At 74.2% G+C, this 22,887-nt stretch carries 14 protein-coding genes; 6 read left to right on the top strand and 8 right to left on the bottom strand.

What is annotated here, in order from left to right:
- Positions 1-18 precede the first annotated feature (18 nt).
- The 4 genes from ACSTA4_RS11225 to ACSTA4_RS11210 all read right to left on the bottom strand — a co-directional run bounded on the left by ACSTA4_RS11225 (position 19) and on the right by ACSTA4_RS11210 (position 7,637).
- Positions 19-1,029, bottom strand: coding sequence for an ABC transporter permease (locus tag ACSTA4_RS11225; protein ID WP_274977355.1), 1,011 nt, complete (start codon positions 1,027-1,029; stop codon positions 19-21).
- Between the two features lie 16 nt (positions 1,030-1,045).
- A complete protein-coding gene (locus ACSTA4_RS11220; RefSeq protein WP_444963477.1) occupies positions 1,046-2,563 on the bottom strand; it encodes a sugar ABC transporter ATP-binding protein in 1,518 nt (505 codons plus the stop codon).
- A gap of 50 nt (positions 2,564-2,613) precedes the next feature.
- On the bottom strand, positions 2,614-3,612 hold the full coding sequence (locus tag ACSTA4_RS11215) for a substrate-binding domain-containing protein (protein WP_444963476.1): 999 nt from the start codon (positions 3,610-3,612) through the stop codon (positions 2,614-2,616).
- A gap of 350 nt (positions 3,613-3,962) precedes the next feature.
- On the bottom strand, positions 3,963-7,637 hold the full coding sequence (locus ACSTA4_RS11210; protein WP_444963475.1) for a BTAD domain-containing putative transcriptional regulator: 3,675 nt from the start codon (positions 7,635-7,637) through the stop codon (positions 3,963-3,965).
- Positions 7,638-7,839: 202 nt separating this feature from the next.
- On the opposite strand from ACSTA4_RS11210, the gene ACSTA4_RS11205 reads away from it, so the two are divergent.
- The 3 genes from ACSTA4_RS11205 (at position 7,840) to ACSTA4_RS11195 (ending at position 12,912) form a co-directional block, all read left to right on the top strand.
- The gene (locus ACSTA4_RS11205) at positions 7,840-8,445 is read left to right on the top strand and encodes an NADPH-dependent FMN reductase (protein WP_444963474.1); all 606 of its coding nucleotides are present in this window, start codon (positions 7,840-7,842) and stop codon (positions 8,443-8,445) included.
- A gap of 112 nt (positions 8,446-8,557) precedes the next feature.
- Entirely contained in the window at positions 8,558-10,078 is a 1,521-nt protein-coding gene (locus tag ACSTA4_RS11200; RefSeq protein WP_444963473.1) for an MFS transporter, read from the top strand.
- Between the two features lie 341 nt (positions 10,079-10,419).
- The gene (locus ACSTA4_RS11195) at positions 10,420-12,912 is read left to right on the top strand and encodes an ATP-dependent Clp protease ATP-binding subunit (protein WP_444963472.1); all 2,493 of its coding nucleotides are present in this window, start codon (positions 10,420-10,422) and stop codon (positions 12,910-12,912) included.
- A gap of 284 nt (positions 12,913-13,196) precedes the next feature.
- On the opposite strand, the gene ACSTA4_RS11190 is transcribed toward ACSTA4_RS11195, so the two are convergent.
- From ACSTA4_RS11190 to ACSTA4_RS11175, 4 genes are all read right to left on the bottom strand, one after another.
- A complete protein-coding gene (locus ACSTA4_RS11190) occupies positions 13,197-14,495 on the bottom strand; it encodes a cellulase family glycosylhydrolase (protein ID WP_444963471.1) in 1,299 nt (432 codons plus the stop codon).
- A gap of 590 nt (positions 14,496-15,085) precedes the next feature.
- A complete protein-coding gene (locus tag ACSTA4_RS11185; RefSeq protein ID WP_444963470.1) occupies positions 15,086-16,051 on the bottom strand; it encodes a TIGR03557 family F420-dependent LLM class oxidoreductase in 966 nt (321 codons plus the stop codon).
- Between the two features lie 55 nt (positions 16,052-16,106).
- Positions 16,107-17,321, bottom strand: coding sequence for an SDR family NAD(P)-dependent oxidoreductase (locus tag ACSTA4_RS11180; protein WP_444963469.1), 1,215 nt, complete (start codon positions 17,319-17,321; stop codon positions 16,107-16,109).
- 264 nt (positions 17,322-17,585) lie between these two features.
- A complete protein-coding gene (locus ACSTA4_RS11175) occupies positions 17,586-17,942 on the bottom strand; it encodes a hypothetical protein (RefSeq protein WP_444963468.1) in 357 nt (118 codons plus the stop codon).
- A 303-nt stretch (positions 17,943-18,245) separates the two neighbouring features.
- On the opposite strand from ACSTA4_RS11175, the gene mgrA reads away from it, so the two are divergent.
- From mgrA to ACSTA4_RS11160, 3 genes are all read left to right on the top strand, one after another.
- Positions 18,246-19,244 carry an L-glyceraldehyde 3-phosphate reductase gene (gene mgrA / locus ACSTA4_RS11170; RefSeq protein WP_444963467.1) on the top strand — a complete coding sequence of 333 codons (999 nt, stop codon included), beginning with the start codon at positions 18,246-18,248 and terminating at the stop codon, positions 19,242-19,244.
- Positions 19,245-19,401: 157 nt separating this feature from the next.
- Entirely contained in the window at positions 19,402-20,763 is a 1,362-nt protein-coding gene (locus ACSTA4_RS11165) for an ATP-grasp domain-containing protein (protein WP_444963466.1), read from the top strand.
- Between the two features lie 15 nt (positions 20,764-20,778).
- On the top strand, positions 20,779-22,803 hold the full coding sequence (locus tag ACSTA4_RS11160) for a CocE/NonD family hydrolase (RefSeq protein ID WP_444963465.1): 2,025 nt from the start codon (positions 20,779-20,781) through the stop codon (positions 22,801-22,803).
- The last annotated feature ends 84 nt before the right edge of the window (positions 22,804-22,887 follow it).

The raw sequence follows: 22,887 nt of genomic DNA, 5'->3' as shown, positions 1-22,887 counted from the left end.
TTCCCCCGTTCGGAGCGGCTAGGCGAGGCGGTTGGCGGCGCTGCGCCTGCTGATGACGACGTTGATCAGGACGGCGCCCACGATGATGAGGCCGCGCACCACGTCCTGGAAGAAGGAGTTGACGCCGAGCAGCACCAGGCCGTTGGCGATGACCGTGATGAAGACGACCCCGAGGAAGGTACCGCCGAGCGAACCGCGTCCGCCGGCCAGGGCGGTACCGCCGATGACCACGGCGGCGATCACGTCGAACTCCAGCCCCGCGGCGGCGCCGCCGTTGCCCGAGCCCAGGCGGGCGGCGAGCAGCACGCCGGTGATGGCGGAGAGCAGGCCGGTGGTGGCGAACAGCAGCACGCGCACCCGGGCCACGTTGAGCCCGGCGAGCTGCGCGGCGGCGGCGTTGCCGCCGGTGGCGTAGACCGAGCGGCCGTAGGCGGTGTACTTGGCGACGTAGGCGAAGACCGCGAAGAGCACGAGCATGACCAGCGCGGCGGTGGGGATGCCCAGGACGGAGCCGCCGAGCACGTCGAGCAGGCCGCTCTCGGGCAGCGGCACGGGGAGCGCGTCGGTCATGTAGAGCGCCAGGCCGCCCAGGACGCTCCACAGCCCCAGCGTGGTGATGAAGGAGGGCACGTTGAACCGGGCCCGGAGCCAGCCGGCGAGGGCGCCCCACAGCACGCCCATGGCCAGGGTGAGCATGATGGCGCCGATCACGCCCAGGTTCCACTCGGTGGCGCCCTTGGCGACGATGACCGAGGCGAAGGCGACGGCCGGGCCGATGCTGATGTCGATCTCCCCGGCGATGATCACCAGGGTGACGCCCCAGGCCGCGATGCCGATCGTGGCGGCGTTGCGCAGCAGGCCGAGCTGGTTGTCCAGGCTCAGGAACCCGGAGGCGGAGAGCCCGAGGACGACGTAGAGGATCAGGATGGCGGCCAGGAGGCCGATCTCGTTGAGGCGGTGGCCGTAGCGGCCGATGAGGTCGCCGCGGGCGGGGACCGCCTCGCCGGTGACCTTGGTGGTGGTGGTCATTGCTCTACCTCGCCGTTCACGCCGCCATCGCGGCGGCCATGATGTTGTCCAGGGTGATGTCGTCGCCGGTGAACTCGCCTTGCAGGCGTCCTCCGCGCAGGGCGAGCACGCGGTCGCACACGAGCGGCAGTTCCTCCAGTTCGCTGGAGACGAAGAGGACCGCGGCCCCCTGCTCGGCCAGCTCGCGCACAATGGCGTAGATCTGGGCCTTGGCCTCGACGTCCACGCCCCGGGTGGGCTCGTCCAGCAGCAGGATGCGGCTCCCGGCGTGCAGCCAGCGGCCGATGACGGCCTTCTGCTGGTTGCCGCCGCTGAGGTTGACGATGGGGGTGTCGGTCGCGGCGGCCTTGATCGAGAGCCGGTCGATGAGGCCCCGGCCGATGCCCGAGACGCGGGAGGGGAGCACGGTCCCCGCCTTGGAGGCGCCGCCGAACCAGGTCATGACCATGTTCTCGGAGACGCCAAGGAGGGGGACGACGCCCTCTCCCTTGCGGTCCTCGGGGGTGATGCCCACGCCCAGGCGCTTCATCGCGCGGGGGGTGGGGCGGGCCACCGGCGAGCCGTCCACCTCCACGGTCCCCCGGGAGGGGGTGAAGCCCGCCAGCGCGCGCAGGATCTCGGTCCGGCCCGAGCCCATGAGGCCGCCCAGGCCCAGGACCTCGCCGGGGCGCAGGTCGAAGGAGACGCCGTCGACCTTGGGCGGGACCGCCAGGTCGCGGACCGACAGGAGCGGCGTTCCGGAGGCGGCGGCGCGGCGCACCGGCCTGTTCTCCTCCTTGGCCTCGCCTCCGAGCATGAGGGAGACGATGTGCCGGGTGGTGGCGCCGCGGACCGGCGTGGTCTCCACGACGGCGCCGTCGCGCATGACGGTGACCGTGTCGGCGACCCGGCGGATCTCGTCCAGGCGGTGGCTGACGTAGATGACGCCGACGCCTCGGGAGGCGACGCGCTCGACGGCCTTGAGGACGGTCTCGGCCTCACCGGCGGCGAGCGCGCTGGTGGGTTCGTCGAGGATGAGCAGGCGCGGCCGGGCGCGGAAGGCCCGCGCGATCTCCACGAGCTGCTGCTGGGCCAGGGGCAGTTCGCCGACCCGGGTGTCGGGGGCGATGTCGACGCCGAGTTCGGCGAAGACCTCCTCGGCCCCGGCCCTGATCCGGCCGTAGTCGATGCGCCCGGCGGCCTTGGGCCAGGTGCCGAGGTAGAGGTTCTCGGCCGCCGACAGCTCCGGGACCAGGCTGAGCTCCTGGTAGACGGTGCCCACGCCGAGCTTGGCCGCCCGGCGGATGCCGCCCTGGCCGAGCGGCTGGCCGCCGATCTCGATCTCGCCCTCGTCGGGCGCCTCCACGCCGGACAGCAGGCGGATCAGGGTGGACTTTCCGGCGCCGTTGCGTCCGAGCAGCGCGCGGACCTCTCCGGCGCGGATCTCGAAGTCGGCGTGGTCCAGCGCCCGGACGCCGGGGTAGCTCTTGGTCGCGCCGCGGACGCGGGCCACGACGTCGGTGTCGGCCGGTGCCGGGGCGGAGGTGTCGCTCATGGGTACTCCACAGGTGGGACGAAGGGGGCGGACGTGCTCGGACGGCCGGTCTAGGGGACGCCGTCCGGGTGCTCCTCCAGCCACTCCTCGCCGTCCTCGGGCGTGGTGTAGAGGTCGATGGGCGCCTCGGTGACGAACTCCTCGGGCGCCTCGCCCGCGATGATGCGCTCGACCGTCTCCCCGGCCAGCAGGCCGACCGCGATTCCGGAGATGTCGACGTTGGCCTTGAGGATGCGGTGGTCTGACAGGGCGCGGGCCGCGTCGGTGGACATGTCGCTGCCGAAGACCACGACCTCCCCGGCCAGGCCGCGGTTGGTGACGGCGCGGACCGCGCCCATGGTGGCGCCGCCCGCCTCCCCGTAGAAGGCGTCGAGGTCGGGGTGGGCGGTGAGCAGGCGCTCGCCCACGTTGACGGCCTCGTCGATGGTGGCGCCCTCCTGGTTGGCGACGATCCGGGCGTCGGGCAGGCGGGCGAAGAGCGCCTCCTCGAAGCCCTCGCGGCGCTGCACGCAGACCTCGACGAACTCGCAGTTGAGGACGCCGATCCGGGGGTCCTCGACTCCCTCGTCCTCGAAGTGGTCGGCGGCGGCGTCGCCGAGCAGGTGGCCGAACTCGTGGGGGTCGCCCAGGATGTAGGAGGTCACGTACTCCTTGGCGGCCTCGTCCTCGATGCAGGTGTTGTAGCAGATCACCGGGATGCCGCTCTCGTGCGCCAAGCGCACGGCGGGGACCGAGGCGGTGGCCGAGACGGGGGACAGCACCAGGGCGTCGACGTCGGCCGAGGAGACGACGTCCACGAAGGTGCTCTCCTCGGAGGCGTCGCCGCGGGCGTTGAGCTCAAGGAGCTGGAGCTCGCGGCCGGAGTCCTCGGCGTAGTCCTGCATGCCCTCGCGGACTCCGGCGTAGAAGCCCTGCGCGTCCATGTAGACGACGCCGATGCGGCCGTCCTCGCCGAGCCTGGCGCCGCATCCGGCGAGCAGCAGCACGCACAGGGCGGCGGTGAGAGCGGCGAGCGCGCGGCCCGGGGGGCGCGGCGGTCGTCTGCCCATGGGGTCCTCCTTGGCGTAGGGCGTACGCGCTCACCTGCGCGGACGCCTTCCTCAACTGCAGGAGAGCATGCCAGAGTGACTCAGGTAACGTCAAGAATAAATAGTAATTAATTATTTTTCGAGTGGCGCGGGGCACACCGCATCCCTTGCGGACAGGGCGTTGCGGCCGTCTGGAGAAGGTCACGGCGGCAGGGGGCGGCGACGCGGAGGGAGCCCGGAGACGGGCGCGCCGGCGGGGACGGACACAGGCCGCGGCCGCGCGGGAGCGGGTCGGTCAAGGAGCACGCGCACCGCCCCGGGGTACGGGAACCGGCCCTCGGGCCGTCCCCGCCGCGCGCGTGTTCAGGCGCTCAGGCCGGGTCGGGGCGCGATTCCCCGCCGGCGAGGAGGTCCGCGGGCGGGCGCGTCCGACCCCGGGCGAACGCCCGCGCGAACTCCGCCTCGCCCAGGGCCGCCCGTGCGCGCGCCGCCGCGCGGTCCACGTCGCCCCGTTCACCGGCGGGCACCGGCGCGCCCGTGCCCTCACGCAGGGCCTCGGCGGCGCCCAGGAGCCCGGCGGCCTCGCCGTGGCGGCCGGTGAGCGTGTGCGCGGCGGCCACGCCCTCCAGGGCCAGCGCCAGCGCGCGCGGGTCGCCGCTGAGGCGGGCCGCGGCCAGCCCCTCCCGGTGCAGGCGCAGCGCCTCGGCCGCATCGCCCCGCAGTTCCGCGGAGAAGCCCAGTTCGGCCAGGGCCAGGGCGGCGCCCGGCAGCCAGCCCACCCGGGCCGACCACTCCGCGATCGGGCGCACGTGCCGCTCGGCCTCCTCCAGCCTTCCCCGGCGCCGCGCGCTGAGCCCCAGACCGAGCTGGGCGTACTGCTCCCCCGGCACGTCGCCCTGCCCCCGCACCAGCTCCAGCGCCCTGCGGTGGAGTTCGTCGGCGCGGTCGAGGTCCCCCTCCAACAGGGCGATCCGGCCCAGCCCGGCCATCGCCCCGGCGGCCTCGGACCACAGCTCCAGCTCCTCGGCCATGCCCAGGGCCTCGGCGCGGAAGCGGGCCGCGTCGGCGAGGCGGCCGGTGGCCTCGGCGGGCATCGCCAGGACGGACAGGGCGTTGAGCTGGCCCCAGCGGTCCCCGAGCCCGCGGAAGAGTTCCAGCGCCTCACGCGCGCGGACGCCCGCCGCGTCCAGGTCTCCGCGTCCCAGGGCGTGCGAGGCCCGCGCGGTCAGGGCCGCGGCCAGCCCCCAGCGGTCGTCGCGCTCGCGGAAGACGGCCAGCGCCTGGGCGACCAGGTCCTCGCTGACGGCCCGGTCCCCGCGGCTGTACAGCACGAACCCGATCGTCCAGGCGGCGCGGGCGCGTTCGAGCACGGTGTCGCCGGACGCCCCGGGCAGGTCGTCGAAGGCCCTGAGCGCGGTGCGGGCCAGGGCGGTGTGGTCGTCCCCGTCCCCGGCCAGGATCTCGAACACCGCGGCGGTCGCCCCGGCCATGGCCGCCTCCGCGGAGGCGGACCCGCGCACCGCGTCGCGCACGCGCCGGGTGAGGCGGCGGCCCTCCCGGTAGCGGCCGCACATGTACCAGTACCAGCCCAGGGAGTTGACGAGGCGGGCGGCGTGCCCCGCGGCTCCGCGCCCGACGGCCTCGTCCAGGGCCGCGCGCAGGTTGGACGCCTCCGCGTCCAGGCGCCGGAGCGCCTCCCCCTGGGAGGAGCCCAGTATCCGCCCCGCGTACCGGCGGGCGAGGGCGGTGTAGTGGTCCAGGTGGCGCCCGCGCAGGACGTGCGCCTCCCCGGCCTCGGACAGGCGCTGGCAGGCGTAGTCGGCGATGGACTCCAGGAGCCGGTGGCGGCGGCCGGTGAGGGGGTCGTCCACGGCCACGACGAGGGAGCGGTCGACCAGGCTCGTGAGCAGGTCGACGACGTCGGCGGCGTCGATGCCCCCGCCCGAGCAGACGGCCTCGGCGTCCTCGGGGGCGCACCCGCCGGTGAACACGGCGAGGCGGCGCAGCAGGACGCGCTCGCGCTCGTCGAGCAGTTCCCAGCTCCAGTCGACCATGGCGCGCAGGGTCCGCTGGCGCGGGGGCAGGTGGCGGCGGGCGGTGGCCAGCAGCCGGAAGCGGTCGTCCAGGCGCGAGAGCACACCGGTGACGCCGAGGGCGCGCACGCGGGTGGCGGCCAGCTCCAGGGCCAGGGGGATGCCGTCGAGGCGGCGGCACAGCAGGGCGACGTCGGCGGCGTTGTCCGGGGTCAGGGCGAACCCGGGGGCGGAGGCGGCGGCGCGTTCGGCGAACAGGCGCACCGCCCCGGAGTCGCCGACGCGGTCGGCCGGGGTGTCGGCGGAGGGCACGGGCAGGGGTTCGACGCCGAACAGGACCTCACCGGGCACGCCGAGGGGTTCGCGGCTGGTGGCCAGGACGCGCAGGTCCGGCAGGCGGCCGAGCAGGGCTCCGACCAGGTCGGCGACCTCGCCCGCGATGTGCTCGCAGTTGTCCAGGACGAGCAGGGCGTGCCTGCCCTCCAGCGCGCCCAGCACGTGGCGCAGGGGGTCCGCGCCGCCGCCGTCGCGGACTCCGAGCGCCCGGGCCAGGGCCGTGACCGGGTCCGGTTCGGAGGCGGAGGAGCCCGGCACGGCCCGCTGGGCGGCGAACTCCACCACGTGCGCCCCGCCGCCGAAGCCGGGGGCGAGCTGGTGCGCGAGAGCGAGGGCCAGGCGGGTCTTGCCGACCCCGCCGATCCCGGTGAGGGTGACCAGCCGGACCTCGGCCAGCAGCCGTGCCACCCGCCGCTGTTCCTCTTCGCGGCCCACGAGCGCGGTCAGCGGCAGCGGCGGGAAGGCCCGGCCGGTGACCGCGTGCGCCGGGGCTGCACCGGCGGAGGGCGCGACCCGGGTTCCGGGCGCGGTCCCCGGTCCGGGGGCGGACACCTCCGGTGTTCCATGTGCGTTCCCCGCTCGGGGAGGAACGTTCGAAACCGTTCCAGGCGTGTTCCCCGTACCGGAGGCAGGCGCCTCCGGTGTTCCGTGGCCGCTCCCCGCCTGCGGGAACGGCTCCCCCGGAACTCCGGAGGCGATCCCCGGCGCGGAAAAGGGCTCCTCCGGCGTCCCGTGGAAGCTCCCCGCCTTCGGGAACGGTTCCCCCGGTGCCACGGCGGCGCCTCCCGCCCCTGGCACAGGCGCTCCCGGCGTCGCACGGACGGCCCCCGCGCGCGGCGCGGGTTCCGTCGGAACTCGGAAGGCGCGTGCCGTCGCGGACGCGGGTTCCGCCGGTGTTCCGGGCCCGGAGACGCCCCCGGAAACCGGTGGGGTCGGCTGGTGCCGCAGGATGCGGCCGTGCAGCTCGGCCACCTCGGGGCCGGGGTCCACCCCCAGCTCCTCGCGCAGGCGCCCGGCCAGAGCCGTGTGCGCGGCCAATGCCTCGGCCTGGCGTCCGCCCTCGTACAGGGCGCGCATGTACGCGGCCACCAGCCGCTCGCGCAGGGGGTGCTCGGCCACGAGGGCGCCCAGCGCACCGGTCACCCCGCGGTGCTCGCCCAGGTCGAGCCGGGCCAGGGCGTGTTCCTCCAGCGCGCCCAGGCGGCGCTCCTCCAGCCGTGCGGCCGTCGGCCGGGCGAACTCCTCGTCGGCCACGTCGGCGTAGGCGGGGCCTCGCCACAGTTCCAGGGCCTCGCTGAGCAGCCGGACCCGTTCGCGGGGACCGGCGGCGCCCTGGGCCGCGTCCGCCAGCAGGTGGAAGCGCTCGGCGTCCACGGAGGCGGGGGGCACGTCGAGGAGGTAGCCGGGCGGGCGGTGGCGGACCAGGTCGCGGGCGCCGGGTTCGGCCTCCTCCAGTGCCCGGCGCAGGGCCCACACCTTGCGTTGCAGGGCGCGTTCGGGGCTGCCGGGCCGGGGCCCGTCCGCCCACAGCCACTCCACGAGCCGGTCCGCCGACACCGGCCAGCCCCGGTGGGCGAGCAGGGCCGCCAGCAGGACGCGGGCCTTGCGTTCGGGGATCGGCACGGCCCGGCCGCCGTCCGTGAACGCGCGGACGGGACCCAGGACACCGAAGCGCATGGCCTCACCGTAGCCGAGGGCGCGGACGCCGACCCGGTACGGGCCGGGCCCGGAAACCCCCGGCCGGATACCGGCCGTATACGCGAACGCCCTGACCGGGGCCGCCCGGGGCCGGACCGAGTGCGGACCGGGGCCGGACCGAGTGCGGGGGCGGCGAGCGTGGGACCCGACGACACACCGACCCCGAAGGAGAGTGGTTCCCGTGTCCGCCGACACCACCGCCAACGTTCCCGGTGACGCGCCCGTCCGCGTGTGCGTCATCGTCGCCAGCACCCGGGAGGGCCGCTTCGGTCCGACCGCCGCCGCGTGGTTCCGGGAGCGCGCCCGCGAGCACGGCGGCGTCGCGGTGGACCCGGTCGACCTGGCCGGGACCCGTCTGCCCGAACGCCTGACGGAGGGCGAGCCCCCGGCCGCCGTGGCGGCGCTGGCGCCGCGCCTGGCCGCCGCCGACGCGTTCGTCGTCGTCACCCCCGAGTACAACCACAGCTTCCCGGCCCCGCTCAAGACCGCGATCGACTGGTTCGTCGCCGAGTGGCGGGCCAAACCGGTCGGCTTCGTGTCCTACGGCGGCGTCTCCGGCGGCCTGCGTGCGGTGGAGCAGTTGCGCCAGGTCTTCGCCGAGCTGCGTGCCGTCACGGTGCGCGACTCGGTGTCCTTCGCCGACTTCTGGGACCGGTTCGACGCCGAAGGCGGCTGGCCCTCCGAGCCCAAGGCCGCCGAGGAGGCCGCCGCGCGCATGCTCGACGAGCTCACCTGGTGGGCGCGGGCCCTGCGCGCCCACCGCGCGGCCGTCCCCTACCCGGCCTGAAGCCCGCACTTCCGCCCCGGCACGAGCGGCCGATCCCCCGCCGTCGCCGGGGCGGAGGACCCCACACCCGCGGCCGACCCCTCCGAGCCGCCCGACGACCCACGGAGAACCCATGACCATCCAGGCCCCGCACCGCCGCGCGACGTGGCGCGAGTGGCTCGGGCTGACGATCCTGACCCTGCCCGTGTTCATGATGGCCAACGACGTGTCGGTGCTCTACCTGGCGCTTCCTCGGATCGGCGCCGACCTGCTGCCCTCGGCCGCCCAGTCGCTGTGGATCCTGCACGTGGGCGAACTGCTGGGCGCCGGGCTGGTGCTGACCATGGGGCGCCTGGGCGACCGGGTGGGGCGGCGCCTGCTGCTCCTGACCGGCCTGGCCGTGTACGCGGTCGCCTCGGCGGCGGCCGCCTTCGCCCCCGATCCCGTGACGCTCATCGCGGCCCGCGCCGTGCTGGGCGCGTCCGTGGCGGTGATCTCGCCGTCCGCGCTGGCGCTGCTGCGGCAGATGTTCCCCGACTCCCGGCAGTTCGCCACCGCCGTGGCGCTGTACCTGAGCGCGTTCTCGGTGGGGATGGCGCTGGGCCCTCCGCTGGGCGGCCTGTTGCTGGAGTTCCTCTGGTGGGGGTCGGTGTTCCTGGTGAACGTGCCCGTGGCCCTGTTCGCGCTGGTGACCCTGCCGTTCCTGCTGCCGGAGTTCCGCGACCCCGGCGCGGGGCGGCTGGACCCCGCGAGCGTCCTGCTGTCCACGGCCGCCCTGGTGCTGACCGTGTTCGGCCTCCAGGAGGCCGTGTCGCGCGGGCCGGAGCCGCCGCTGCTGGCCGCCGTGGCCGGGGGTCTGGCGCTGGGCTGGCTGTTCTGGCGCCGCCAGCGGCGGCTGGACGACCCGCTGCTGCCCCCGGGCCTGTTCTCCGCGCGGGGGTTCGGCGCGGCGGTGTCCCTGTCCCTGCTGATGCTGCTGGTCGCGGGCGGCCCGAACCTGTTCCTCGTGCAGTTCCTCCAGTCCGCCCTGGAGGTGCCGCCGGGTCTGGTGGGCCTGCTGCTGGTCCTTCCCGCCGTGGCGGGCCTGGCGGGCACCATGCTCACCCCGCTGCTGCTGCGGTGGGCGACCGCGGGCCAGGTACTGGCGCTGTCGATGCCCGTCGCCTTCGTCGGGCTGGTGTCCATGGCGGCGTCCGCCGGTCCCGGTTCCCTGTGGGGGCTGGTCACGGGTACCGTCCTGCTCTCCCTCGGCGGCGGCCCGGCGATGACGCTGGGCAGCCAGCTGGCGCTGTCCTCCGCGCCGCGGGAGCGGGCGGGGACGGCCTCGGCGGTGACGGACGTGGCCTCGGGCATGGGGCAGACGCTGAGCCTGGCGCTGCTGGGCGGGCTGGGGCTGGCGGTGTACCGGGGCGTCCTGAAGGGTTCCCTGCCCGCCGGTGTCCCCTCGGACGCGGCCGAGACCGCGGGTGAGGGCGTCGGCGCCGCCGCGGCCGTCGCCGGTGACCTGGGCGGCGCGGTGGGGGCCGCGCTGCGCGAGGCCGCCGAGACGGCGCTGGGCGACGCGCTCCAGACGGTCTCCGTGGTCGGCGCGGTGGTGCTGGCCTGCACGGTCGTCGTGGTGTCGGTGCGGCTGTGGCGGTACCGCCCCGACTGACCGGCGGTCGGCGCGTGTGCGCGCCGGGGCCCGTGCGCGGCTCCGGCGCGCACACGTGCCGGGGCCCGTGCGGGGTCGGCGGGAACGGGCCACTCACCGGGTGTGACGGGCCTCCCGCGTCCCCTCGCCGGGTGTTATCCCCGCGCCGGGCCGGGTAGCGGGCCGGGACGGAGGACGACCTGGCCCGGAGCGGCCCTCGGCGGGAGCATTCAGCGCGGCCGGGGCGGACCGGCCGCCCCGCGCGTGTTCGGTCCCCACGCCGACCACCGCTACCGAACAAACTCCGGGCACTCACTTAGAGTGAACAAGCCACTACCGCACGCACGGGGGACGAAGACGACATGACACACGACCTTCCCGACGACCGCGGCAGCGACCCGGGTTCCTTCGACGAGTTCCTGGCACGCTTCCTGGGGGCCCGGGGACCGGTACGCCGCGTGGACCTGTCCAAGCTGATGAGCCCCGAGGCCCAGCAGGTGGCAGACGCCGCGGTGCGCCGCGCCCTGGAGGCCGGCAGCGCCGACGTCGACACGGTCCACCTGCTGTGGGCCCTGCTGCGCTACCCGCCCACGCGGGAGATGGTGCAGAACAGCGGTTCCGACACCCAGCAGATCATCGACGTGATCGACCAGGCGGTGTCGCAGACCCCGAGGTCGGTGCGCGGGTCCGCCCGGCTCACCCCCGCCGCCAAGCGCGCCCTCCTCGACGCCCTCCAGATCGCCCGCGCCACGGGCAGCTCCAGCATCACTCCCGAACACCTGCTCTTCGCGCTGGCGGTCAACACCGACAGCGCCGTCGGCCAGCTCCTGCGCGGCTCGGGGATCACCCCGCAGTCGCTCCAGAAGGCCGCCGGGGCGCCGCCCGCCGCCGACCAGGGCGAGGGCGAGCCCTCCGCCACCCCGACCCTGGACGAGTACGGCACCGACATGACCGGGCTGGCCCGCGAGGGCCGCCTGGACCCGGTGGTCGGCCGCGACGACGAGGTCGAGCAGTGCATCGAGGTGCTCGCCAGGAGGCGCAAGAACAACCCGGTGCTCATCGGCGACCCGGGCGTGGGCAAGACCGCGATCGTGGAGGGCATCGCCCAGCGCATCTTCGACGAGGACGTCCCCGAGACCCTGCTCGGGCGCCGCCTGGTCCAGCTCGACCTGGCCGGGGTGGTGGCGGGCACGCGCTACCGGGGCGACTTCGAGGAGCGCCTGAACGCCATCGTGGACGAGATCCGCGCCCAGTCCGACCAGCTGCTCGTCTTCATCGACGAGATCCACACCATCGTCGGCGCGGGCGCCGCCGAGGGGTCCATGAACGCCGGGAACATGCTCAAGCCCGCGCTGGCCCGCGGCGAGCTGCACATCATCGGCGCGACCACCGTGGACGAGTACCGCAAGAACATCGAGAAGGACGCGGCCCTGGAGCGCCGCTTCCAGCCGATCCAGGTGCCCGAGCCGTCGGTGGAGGACACCGTCGAGATCCTGCGCGGGCTGCGCGACCGCTACGAGGCCCACCACCAGGTGCGGTTCGCCGACGAGAGCCTGGTGGCGGCGGCCGAGCTGTCGGACCGCTACGTCACCGACCGCTTCCTGCCCGACAAGGCCATCGACCTCATCGACCAGGCGGGCGCGCGGGTGCGCCTGCGCCTGAAGTCCTCCAGCTCCGGGCTGCGCGAGCTGGAGGGCAGGCTCAAGGGCCTGGAGGAGGAGAAGGAGAAGGCGGTCCAGCAGGAGGACTACGAGCGCGCCTCGGCGCTGCGCGACGAGATCGCCGCCGCCCGGGGCTCGATCCACCAGGCGCGCGGAACCGGTTCGTCGGTTCCCGAGGTGACCAGCGCCGACATCGCCGAGGTCGTCTCCCGCAGCACCGGCATCCCGGTCTCCCAGCTGACCCAGGAGGAGCGGGACCGGCTGGTCAACCTGGAGGAGGTGCTGCACGAGCGGGTGATCGGCCAGGACGAGGCGGTCACGGCCGTCTCGGAGGCGATCCGCCGCTCGCGGGCCGGTCTGGGCGACCCCGACCGGCCGGTGGGCAGCTTCCTGTTCCTGGGTCCGACCGGCGTGGGCAAGACGGAGCTGGCGCGAGCGCTGGCCGAGGCCCTGTTCGGGTCCGAGGACTCCATGGTCCGCATCGACATGAGCGAGTTCCAGGAACGGCACACCGCCAGCCGCCTGACCGGGGCGCCCCCGGGGTTCGTGGGCTACGAGGAGGCGGGCCAGCTCACCGAGGCGGTGCGCCGCCACCCGTACTCGGTGCTGCTGCTGGACGAGGTGGAGAAGGCCCACCCGGACGTGTTCAACCTGCTGCTCCAGCTGCTGGACGACGGGCGCCTGACCGACGGGCAGGGACGGACCGTGGACTTTCGCAACACGGTGGTCATCATGACCAGCAACCTGGGGTCGGAGGCGATCACCGGGGGCGCGCCGATGGGCTTCACCGCCGACGGCCAGATGGACCCCGACACCGAGCAGCGGGTGATGCGGCGGCTGCGCGAGGAGTTCCGCCCCGAGTTCATCAACCGCATCGACGAGGTCATCGTCTTCAAGCAGCTCGGCGAGGAGCAGCTGGGCCGGATCACCCGTCTGCTGCTGGAGCGCACCGAGGAGCGGCTCAAGGCGCAGGACATCACCGTGCGGTTCACCGACGAGGCGGTGGGGTGGCTGTCCGAGCGCGGCTACCAGCCCGCCTACGGCGCCCGGCCGCTGGCGCGCACCATCCAGCGCAACGTCGGCAACAGGCTGTCGCGCATGGTGCTGGACCAGCAGCTCGTGGCGGGCGACCACGTGCTGGTGGACGTGGACGAACAGGGTGAGCTGCGCATCTCCACCGTGCAGTCGTACTGACGGAGGGCCCCGCCGTGCACGGCGGGGCCTGGGCGGGCTCTTCGCGGCCGGACGACGGCCCCCAGGGGGCGGACCCGCCCGCGACCGGACTCCGGTGGGGGCCTCGTCCAGGGACGGCGGGGGGCCGCCCGCACTCGGCGCGGGCGGCCCCCGTGTTCTCCGTGGACGGGCCGGGCGCCGGTGCCGGGGCCGCGGCTCCGGCTGGGGGCGGGTGTCCGCGGCTCCGGCCGGGCCGGAAGGGTATCCGCTTCAGGGCCCGGGTCCGACCGCCGGACCCGGGTCGGTCAGCAGGCGCCGAGGTCCCTCCAGACGCCCCACTCACCCGTGGTCCCGGGCTCCTCCCCCCGCGTCCACCACTGGGCCCGGTACAGGCGTCCGCCGTGGCTGACCTGGTCGCCGCCGGTGTACACCTCTCCCGAGGACCAGGCCGGGGTCTCGCACGCGTCCGGGTCGGCGGGGTCCGTCGGGTCGGTGGGGTCGGTCGGGGCGACCCCGCTCTCACGGATGCGGTCGCGGATCCACTCCCCCGCGGGCTTGAGCGACTCGGTCCCGGTCCAGGGGCCGTCGGCGGCGCAGGTGCCCGTCTCGAACACCGCGCCGGAGCGGAAGTCGTCGGAGAAGTTCCAGTTCACCCAGCTGATCTGCTCCTCGGCCAGGAGGTCGAGGTAGGCCTGGGCCGAGGCGAAGTCGTTGGGCCCGTCGCCGGTGGCCTCCTGGGTGCCGAACTCGGTGACGAACAGCGGCAGGTCCCGCGCCGCGGCCCGCAGGCCCTCCCGGTGGAAGTCGTCGTGCGTGGCGGCGTAGAAGTGGAAGACGTACATGATGTTGTCGGCGTCCACCGGGTCGGCGGTGATCTCGGTGTGGTCGGAGCCCTCGGACAGGCCGAGGGAGGACCAGCCGCGGGTGCCGACGAGCACGACGGCCTCGGGGTCCCCGGCGCGCACGACCGGGATGATCTCCTCCGCGTAGCCGCGGATCGCGTCCCAGGAGACCCCGTGGGGCTCGTTGGCGATCTCGTACAGGACGTTGTCCTTGTCGGCGTGGACGGAGGCGATCTCGGAGAAGAAGGTGCGTGCCATGTCGGTGTTGTGGTTCGGGTCGCCGGGCGTGAGCATGTGCCAGTCGACGATGACGTACATGCCGCGCGCGGTGCCCTCCTCGATCAGCTCGTGGACCCGGTCGGTGAAACCGCGCGGGTCGGTCTCGTAGCCGCCCTCCTGGATGTACATGGACACGCGCAGGACGTCGGCGTTCCAGTCGTGGGCGAGCGCGTCCAGGGAGCCGTCGGTGAGGCAGTCGCTGTACCACTGGAGGCCGTGGGAGCTCATCCCGGTGAGCTGGACGGTCTCGCCGCTCTCGTCGCAGAGCTTGAGGCCGCAGACCCGCAGCTGGCCGTGGGTCTCGACGGGGCTGGCGGCGGCCCGGGCCGGCGCCTCGGCCACCGCGGAGGCGGGGGCGGCGGGGGCGGCCGCGGCCGGGCCCTGCGCGGCGACGAGCGCGAGGGGTGCGAGCAGGAGCGCGCCCGCGAGGGCGGTGCGGACGGGGGCGGGTCGCCGTCGGGCGGGGGCGGGGGGTTGCGCCACTGTGGTTCCTCCAGCAGGTGGCGGCCCGGAGCCGCCCGGGCGGGCGGTCCGGACCGGAAGGAGTCTTTCCCGTGCAACCTAGGCCGACCGTCACGCACGGGACAATCCCCCTGACGCCACGGATTCACATCCGCGCACGCCCGCGCCGGGCGTCCGGTAGGTGTCCCCCGCCCGGTGGCCCCGCTCAGCGGACCCGCCCAGTGGTCCCGCTCAGTCGTCCCGCCCAGCGGACTCGCCCGGCGGCGCACGCGGGCCGGGCGACCCCTCCCCGCGCACGTCGAACCCGTGGGGCGCGCGGGTCACCCGCGGTGCGCGCCCCACGGTCCTACCCGCGCGGAGGTCCGGCGGGTGTCTCAGGCGGGTTCGGGCTGGGGCTCCGGTCCCGGCGGTTCGGGGAGCGGCCCCGGGCCGGGCGGTTCCGGCTCGGGCACGGGCTCGGGCGGTGAGGGAGGCGGCATCGGGGTCGGAGGGAACGGATCCGGCGGCATCGGCCCCGGTTCGCGCAGGGTGCCGTCACGGGTACGGGTGTGCATCTGTCCTCCTCACGGGCGCGGCCCGCGGACTACGCCGCCCGCGCGCCGCACCGCTCGTCAGGCCCCGGCCCGCAGCCGGGGCAGAACCTCCTCCGCGTAGAACGCGAAGAAGCCGTCCTGGTCGTCGCCCACCTGGCAGACGTAGACCTCGTCCACACCGGCCTCCAGGTACGGGCGGATCGCCGCCACGTGCACCTCCGGGTCGGGTCCGCAGGCGATCTCCTCCGCCACCATGTCCTCCGTGACCAGGCCCTGGGTGAGCTGTTCGAAGTGGCGGGGCAGCGGCAGCAGCTGGGGCGCCTCCCCCGCCAGCGCCTCGTTGGGCCAGCGCTCGTGCGCCACCCGCCGGGCCTCGGCCTCGCTCGGCGCCCAGCAGACCTTGAGCCCGCCCTGGACGGGCTTGCCGTCGCCGCCCCAGGAGCGAAAGTTCTCGACCGTCTCGTCGCTGGGCGCCACCTGGATCAGGCCGTCGGCCTCCCTGGCCGCGAGCCCCGTGGCCTTGGGGCCGAACGCCGACATGTAGATGCTCGGCGGCTCCTCGGGCAGCGTGTACAGGCGCGCGGTGTCCACCTCGTAGTGGCGGCCGCGGTGGGTGACGAGCTTGCCGGTCCACAGCTTGCGCATCACCTCCATGGCCTCCTCCAGCATCTCCAGGCGCCGGGCCGCGGGCGGCCAGGGCTGGCCGAGGATGTGCTCGTTGAGCGCCTCGCCGGTGCCCACTCCCAGGGTGAACCCGCCCCGGACCATCGACGCGGCGGTCGCCGCGGCCTGCGCGACCACCGCCGGGTGCACACGCGTGGTCGGGCAGGTCACCGCCGTGGTGACCGGCAGGGACGTCACCTGCCCGATGGCGCCGACCACCGACCACACGAAGGGGCTCTGCCCCTGCGCGTCCAGCCAGGGGTGGTAGTGGTCGGAGATCCACAGGGAGTCGAACCCGGCCTCCTCGGCGGCCCGCGCCTGGCGGACCAGTTCCCGGGGCCCGTGCTCCTCGCTGGCGAGAAAGTATCCGAAACGCGTCACGTCGTGTTCTCCCGATTCGCGGTCGCGGGCCGCCGTCCGCAGCGGCGGCCTCCGGTCAGCGGCCGGGCCCGCCCGGTCCCGACCCGGGTCCCTCCGGTCCGTCGGCGTCCGGCCCCCGGTCCCCGGAGGCGCCGCCGCCCTCGTCGTCCCTCTGGTTGAGGCGCCTGCCCGCGCGCTCGTTGAGCGCCGTGGGCAGCTTCAGCACCCGGTTGACCGCGGTGTCGTCCGCCTCGCGCCCGGGCTTGTGCTCCACCGGTCCGCCGGGGTCCGGCAGGACCCGGTCCATGACGCGCATGGCGCCCTGGACGAAAGAGGGGCACAGCCCCCGCGCGGCGATGGCCGCCCGGGCCAGCGGTGTGAGCACCAGGTAGCTGCGCCCCCGCGCGGCCGCCTCCACGATCCGGCGCGCCGCGCGCTCCCCGCTCACCGAGACCAGGGGCAGCCCGGCGCCCAGGGAGAACCAGGTGTACTCGTGTTCGGGGTCCCCGGAGAAGACGGCGGCCTTGTGGGAGCCGGTGCGCATCAGCCCCGGGACCACCGTGGTGGTCCGCACGCCCCGGCGCGCGACCTCCGCCCCCAGCCCCTCGGAGAGGCCGACCTCGGCGAACTTGGCGCAGGAGTAGGGCAGCAGGTGCGGCACGCTCAGGTGGCCGCCGATCGAGGTGATGGTGACCAGGGAGCCGCGGGTGCGCTCCAGCGGGCCGATCGCGGCCCGCGAGATGCGCAGCGGCGCCCAGAACATGGTCTCCATGGCGTCGCGGAAGTGGTCCTCCGAGAGCGTCTCGTGCGGCCCCACCTGGATGATGCCCGCGTTGTTGACGACGAAGTCCAGGTGGCCGAAGGCCGCGGTGGCCTCCTCGACCAGGCCCTCGGCGCACTCGGGGTCGCGGACGTCGCAGCGGACGCCGCGCGCCCGCACGCCCCGCCTCTCCAGGTCGGCCACCGCCCGGTCGATCTCGTCCTGTTCGCGGGCGCAGATCACGACGGACGCGCCGCGCTGGCCGAACTCGCGGGCCAACTGGAGGCCGAGCCCGCGCGAGCCGCCGGTGATGAGCGCGACCCTGCCGTCCAGCAGGGCGGGCCGCCGCGGACCGGCCAGCGCCGCCGCCCCCAGGCCCAGGGCGACACCGGCCACCATCCAGGGGACCGTCCCTCCGCGTCGACGGCGCCGCCGCGGTTCGGGTTCGTCCCACCGGTCACGCCTGTCCCGGAGTCGGGACGCCGCCCAGCCCGCACCGGCCAGGACCAGGGGCGCCCTGCCGCGGATCACCGGCCGCCCCGTCCGCCGTGGCCGCGGGCCGGGCCCGCGGTGGATGCCAGCGCCATGTCACTCCCTGTGCGTCGGAGAAGAGCGTTCCAGGGGGATGTGGGTGTACGGCTACCCGAGGCGGCGGAGCGAAAACGGCCGGTGGCCGCACTCCGGTCCGCCTCCCCGGGCCGGGTCCCCGTCAACGGCGGCGGGGACGGCGGGCACCGCCGCGAACACGGGAACGGTGTCGCGCGCCCCCGTGTCCCGACGGGGCCGGGGACCGCCTCACTGGCCGCCGGGCCGGTAGTCGCCCTTGGGTTTGGCGGGCTGGTTGGGGACGCCGTTCGGCGGCGGGCTGAACGCGGGAGCCGCGGTGTCCTCGCTCACCGGTGAGCCGCCGGTGGGCGGACCCGGGCGCTCGGGCTGGAAGTCCTGCGAGCCCCCGGAGGGTTCGGCGCCCTGCTCCAGCTCCATCAGGCGGTGCTCCAGGATCTCCAGGACGTTGATCCGGTTGGCGTGTTCGGACTCGTAGTGGATGAGCTGGCGCATCTGGTCGGCGTCGAGCGAGCGGACACGGTGCTGGAGCGTCCCCAGCGGAAGGCCCTCGTAGCCCTCGATCGGGGGCTGGGTCTCGTGGTGCATCGACGTTCACTCCCTCTTCTGTCGGTACGGAACCGGGGTGACAGGCGTACGGGCTACCCGTGAGCCCCCACGCGAAACCGCAGGTGGCCGTGGCGGGGGCGGGTTCAGGCCCCTGGCGGCGGGACTGCTCGGCACGCGCGGGGGCGACAGGGGACGGTCGTGGCCGACACAGCCCCGGACGCCCCGAACCGCCGAGGCGGGGGCGCTGTTGGTGCGCCCGCCCCGCGCGCTGTACTCTCCGCACGCCGGTCGGCCCGCCCCCGCGCGACGGCCCGGCGCACAGCCACACGAGGGAGAGATGCCATGACCTACGTCGCCGCCCCCGAGCGGTACGAGACGATGCCCTACCGGCGGTGCGGACGCAGCGGGCTGCGGCTGCCCGCCCTGTCCCTGGGACTGTGGCACAACTTCGGCCACGAGCGCGCCATCGAGGACCAGAGCGCCGTCCTGCTGCGCGCGTTCGACCTGGGGGTGACCCACTTCGACCTGGCCAACAACTACGGTCCCCCGCCCGGCTCGGCGGAGGAGAACTTCGGGCGGGTCATGGCCCGGGACCTGCGCCGCTACCGCGACGAGATCGTGGTCTCGACCAAGGCCGGGTACCTGATGTGGCCCGGCCCCTACGGCGAGTGGGGCTCGCGCAAGTACCTGCTGTCCAGCCTGGACCAGAGCCTGGAGCGCATGGGCCTGGAGTACGTGGACGTGTTCTACCACCACCGGCCCGACCCCGACACCCCGCTGGAGGAGTCCATGGGGGCGCTGGACACGGCCGTGCGCCAGGGCAAGGCCCTGTACGCGGGCGTGTCCAACTACTCGCCCGAGCAGACGCGCGAGGCCGCGGCGATCCTGCGCGACCTGGGCACGCCGATGCTCATCCACCAGCCCTCCTACTCGATGTTCAACCGATGGGTGGAGGACGGGCTGCTCGACGTGCTCGACGAGGTCGGCGCGGGCTCCATCGCCTACTCCCCGCTGGCGCAGGGGCTGCTGACCGACCGCTACCTCCACGGAGTGCCGGAGGGTTCGCGGGCAGCCGGGAGCAGCCCGTTCCTGAACGCCGAGGGCATCACCGAGGAGGTGCTGGAGCGGGTGCGCGGGCTCGACGCGGTCGCCCGGCGGCGCGGGCAGTCGCTGGCGCAGATGGCGCTGGCCTGGGTGCTGCGCGGCGGCAGGCTGACCTCCGCCGTCATCGGCGCGAGCAGCGTCGCGCAGCTGGAGGACAACGTGGCGGCGGTCGCCAACCTGGAGTTCGACGCCGAGGAGCTGGCCGAGATCGACCGGTACGCCCCCCGCACGCGCTGACCTCTCCCACCGCACCACCGGCCCCGCCGCGGACTTCCGACCGTCCGCGGCGGGGCCCGCGCGTGCGCGCCGCGCGCCGTCGCGGCGCGACGACCAGCGATTCCGCGGCGTGAGGCGCGACACGCCCGCGTTTGGAGCACCCGGCACGGGTTAGGCGATGCGTATGCATCCCCGCTCGGAAGAGCACCAGAAGAGGAAGGCGGTGCAGGTAGCCGTGAAGAACGTGTTCGTGGTCGGCCTGGACGAGCACAACCTGGAGATCCTGCGCAGGACCCCCACAGGTCGGCACTGTGAGTTCCACCAGCTGCTGAACCTGGACGAACTCCAGGTAGGCGAGGTCGACATCCAGGAACTCCTGGCCAAGGCGGAGAGGATCCTGGACGACTTCGACGGGAGCGTCGACGCGATCGTGGGCTACTGGGACTTCCCGGTGACCCTGTTCGTGCCCATCCTCTGCTCCCGCCGCGGCCTCCCCTCGTCCTCCCTGGAGTCCTTCGTCAAGTGTGAGCACAAGTACTGGAGCAGGCTGGAACAGCAGAAGGTCATCGACGAGTACCCCGCCTTCGGCCTGGTCGAGCTGTCCGAGGACGACCCGACTCCCCCCGAGAGCCCGGAGTACCCGATGTGGCTCAAGCCGGTGAAGTCGGCCTCCTCCGAGCTGGCCTACAAGGTCGGCGACGACGAGGCGTTCCAGCAGGCGGTGTCCCTGCTCCGCGACGGCGTCGACCGCATCGGCCGCCCCTTCGAGCAGATCCTGGAGATGGTGGACCTGCCTCCCGAGGTCTCCTCCGTGGGCGGGCGCACGGCCCTCGCCGAGGCCGCGATGCAGGGCGTGCAGGCGGCCGTCGAGGGCTACGTGTACAAGGGCGAGGTCGTGGTCTACGGCGCCCTGGACTCGGTCGACTACCCGGGCAGCTCGGTGTTCCTGCGCCACCAGTACCCCTCCGGCCTCCCCGAGAACGTGTGCCGGTGGATGTCCGAGGTGGCCGTCAAGGTCATCGAGCGGGTGGGGATGGACAACTCCACGTTCAGCGTCGAGTTCTTCTACGACCCCGTGGAGGAGAAGCTGGGCCTGCTTGAGGTGAACACGCGCCACTCCCAGTCCCACGCCGAGCTCTTCGAGCTGGTGGACGGGGTCGCCAACCACGAGCGCATGCTGCGGCTGGGCTTCGGGCAGGATCCCGCCCTGGACGAGGACGCCCGGGGCGAGTACCGGGTGGCCGCGGAGTGGTACCACCGCCGCTTCGAGGACGGCGTCGCCGCGCGCGTGCCCACCCCCGAGGAGGTGTCCGCGCTGGAGGAGTCCCTGCCCGGCGTGACGATCGAGATCGTCCCCAAGCGGGGGCAGCGGCTCTCGGACATGACCGCCCAGGACAGCTACAGCTACGAGCTCGCCAAGATCACCATCGGCGCCGAGGACGAGACCGAGATGCGCGCGAAGTACGAGCGCTGCGTGGACGAACTCGCGTTCGAGTTCGAGGACGAGCACGGCACGAAGGACAAGCTGGCCGAACACTAGGAGGGGCCCCGGTCCATGCACGTGGTCAACAACCTGCCCAACGCCGTCCAGGAGGACGAGCACCTGTGGATACCGATGTCGGACGGTGTGCACCTGGCCGCCAGGGTGTGGCGGGCGACCTCCTCCGACGTGTCCCCCGTCCCCGCGGTCCTGGAGTACATCCCCTACCGCAGACGCGACCTGACGTCGGTGCGCGACTCCATGCACCACCCCTACATCGCGGGGCACGGCTACGCCTGCGTCCGCGTGGACCTGCGGGGCACCGGTGACTCCGAGGGCGTGCTCACCGACGAGTACCTGGAGCGCGAGCAGCTGGACGCCGAGGAGGTGCTGGCCTGGCTGGCCGAGCAGCCCTGGTGCAACGGGAAGACCAGCATGATGGGGCTGTCCTGGGGAGGGTTCGCCGCGCTCCAGGTGGCCGCCCGCCAGCCCCCGAGCCTGGGCGCGATCGTCATCAGCTCCTTCACCGACGACCGGTACGGCGACGACTTCCACTACATGGGCGGCTGTCTGCTGTCGGACAACCTCGCCGAGGCGGGAACGATGTTCTCCGCGGGCACCTGCCCGCCGGACCCGGTGACCGTCGGCGACGACTGGCGGCGGATGTGGCACGAGAGGCTGGAGGCCACCGAACCGTGGGTCCTGGAGTGGCTGCGCCACCAGCGGCGCGACGACTACTGGCGGCACGCGTCGGTGAGCGAGGACTACTCCGAGGTGCGCTGCCCGGTGCTGGCCTCCAGCGGGTGGGCGGACGGCTACTCCAACGCCGTCTTCCGGCTGCTGGAGAACCTGCAGGCGCCCAGCCGTGGGCTGATCGGCCCCTGGTCGCACCGCTACCCGCACATGGGAGCCCCCGGCCCGGCGATCGGCTACCTCCAGGAGGTCGTGCGCTGGCTGGACCGCTGGCTCAAGGGCAAGGAGAACGGCGTCGACGAGGGCCCGTCCCTGTGGGCGTGGATGCAGGACAGCGTGCCCCCCTCCACCGCCTACACCGAGCGCCCCGGCCGGTGGGTGCGCGAGGACGAGTGGCCCTCGCCGAACGTGGAGTACCGCGGGTACCCGCTGGCCAAGTACCGGATCGGCCGCCCCGGCGAGGAGGTGCACTCGGAGTCGCTGACCGTGCGGTCGCCGCTGACCGTGGGCCAGTTCGCGGGCAAGTGGGCCTCCTACAACGCCCCGCCGGACCTGCCCTACGACCAGCGCGAGGAGGACGGCGGTTCCCTGGTCTTCGACAGCGACGTGCTGTCGGAGGACGTGGAGATCCTGGGCGCCGCCGAGGTGGAGCTGGACGTGTCGGTCACCGAACCGGTGGCCATGGTCGCCGCCCGGCTGGTGGACGTCGCGCCGGACGGCAGCGCCACGCGGGTGACCTACGGGCTGCTCAACCTCACCCACCGCGACAGCCACGAACACCCCGAGAAGCTCGAACCCGGTGAGATCTACCGGGTGAGGGTGACGATGAACGGTGTCGCGCAGGCGTTCCCGGTGGGGCACCGCATCCGGCTGTCGCTGTCCACCTCCTACTGGCCTCTGGCCTGGCCGCCGCCCAAGCCCGCCCTGCTGACCGTGCACCCGGAGGAGAGCAGGCTGCTGCTGCCGGTCCGTCCGCGCTCGGAGGCCGACGATCCGCACCCGGAGCCCTTCGGGGAGCCGGAGGGCTCGCCGGAGATCTCCACCACGCGCCGGGAGAAGCCGGACCACAGCTGGACCGTCTACAGGGACCTGGTGGACACCCGGTCGGCCCTGGAGATCGTCAAGGACGGCGGCATCCTGCACTTCGACGACATCGACCTGGACGTCGGTCGGCGCGCCTACGAGTACTACGAGTCGGTGGCTGGCGACTTCACGTCCGCGCGCGGTGAGTCGACGTGGACGATGCGCTTCGTGCGGGACGGGTGGCGGACCCGGACCGAGACCCACACGTCGCTGGAGTGCACCGAGACCGAGTTCCGGGTGTACGCGACGCTGGACGCGTTCGAGAACGACGAGCGGGTCTTCTCCCGGCAGTGGACCGAGACTCTGCCCCGGGACCACCTGTGATCCGCGGCCGGTGACCCGCGGCCGTTCGCGGTCGGGGAACGGCGGGCGCCCCGGTCCTGTGCGGACCGGGGCGCCCGTGTGCGC

The organism is Nocardiopsis sp. M1B1, from assembly GCF_052466615.1.
The sequence above is the reverse complement of the archived record's forward strand: the minus strand, read 5'-3'. Positions and strand labels throughout refer to the sequence as shown.